The following is a 1,221-nucleotide window of genomic DNA, read 5'->3' on the forward strand; positions in this document are numbered from 1 at the left end:
TTGTTCTTGATTGTATAATCAAAAATTTTTTAGAAATATAAAAGATCCATATGAAAAAGGTAGAATTGAAACTAGTAAAATAGGTGCTTGAATTACTAAAAGTTATAATGAAAATTTTGTCTTTTATCTACGTTATGATAAATCAATATTAGAAAATGAAAAAAAAAATAATAAATTTATTTCACTCGAAGATGAAGTTTATGAAAAAATATTTAATGAAGAAAAAGGTGCCAATTCTTTTCGTAAAATTTCAAAAATAATAAAAACGGTTGATGAATTTGAAAGAATTTTTGGAAAAAATGGAAAAATACTTTTCAATCTTATTAAAAATGATCATTTTTTCAAAAATGGTAAAATATTTAACTTTTGGAATAAAAATGATATTTTGAAAAATCAAGGAATTAATTCAGATGAATTAAATATTTTTTTTAAATTCAATAAAATTTTTCTTTATAAAACAAGAACATCACATCAACATAGGCATATTTTTATTGAAAAAGATAATGAAAAAAAAATAATAGATATAAAATATTTTTGAAATTGACCAAGAAGTCATATAAAATATAATGAAACGATTACTACAAATATAAAAGATGATATTTATGGTTTTGCGCCTTTCCCCAAAGAATATACTATAATTGACAAAGAAATTTCAAAAAATTCAAAAGAGCATGATAAGTTAATTGAAAAAATCTTAAAATTAGTAAAAAAACATAATTTAAAATTTTAAATATATTTCTAAAAAACAATAATTATTCTACATTTTTATCGTAAAAACACAAGCTATATATTAACTTGTGTTTTTTAAATTTTATTTAAAATCCACTTTATTTAAAATTTAAAAAAATCACAAAATTTAAATAAGGTCGTTTTTTTATATAAAAAAAGCACATTTTTTTGTTTTTTATTTATTTATAAGAAAAAATACAGATAAAAAAGATATAATTTAATTATATAAAAATTAAAAGGATAATAAAATGAAAAAAAAATTAAAACTAATAAAATCATTAATTCGTATAACACCTATTTTAATAACAAGTGGTATACTAACTACTTCTTTAATAATTTCTAAAAAAGAAAATCAAGTTAAATATGATTATAAAAGTACATTAGATCAAAGCTTTAGTCATATAGATTTAAAAAGCTCAACAACTCAAAAAAATAATTTACTCAATAATAAAATAGTAAAAAGAAAAACTAATATTTTAATACCACAAAGTG

General features: G+C 17.8%; 2 protein-coding genes. Both read left to right on the forward strand.

Annotation, left to right across the window (positions count from 1 at the left end):
• On the forward strand, positions 1-730 hold a 730-nt coding region (locus T403_RS04575; RefSeq protein WP_169734610.1), incomplete at its 5' end, for a hypothetical protein.
• A 247-nt stretch (positions 731-977) separates the two neighbouring features.
• Positions 978-1,221 (forward strand): hypothetical protein (locus tag T403_RS0103970; protein WP_033161526.1); only part of this gene is annotated, 244 nt, incomplete at its 3' end.

Origin of the sequence: Mycoplasma collis ATCC 35278 (assembly GCF_000701825.1) — a bacterium.
Taxonomy (GTDB): Bacteria; Bacillota_I; Bacilli_A; order Mycoplasmatales; family Metamycoplasmataceae; genus Mesomycoplasma_A; species Mesomycoplasma_A collis.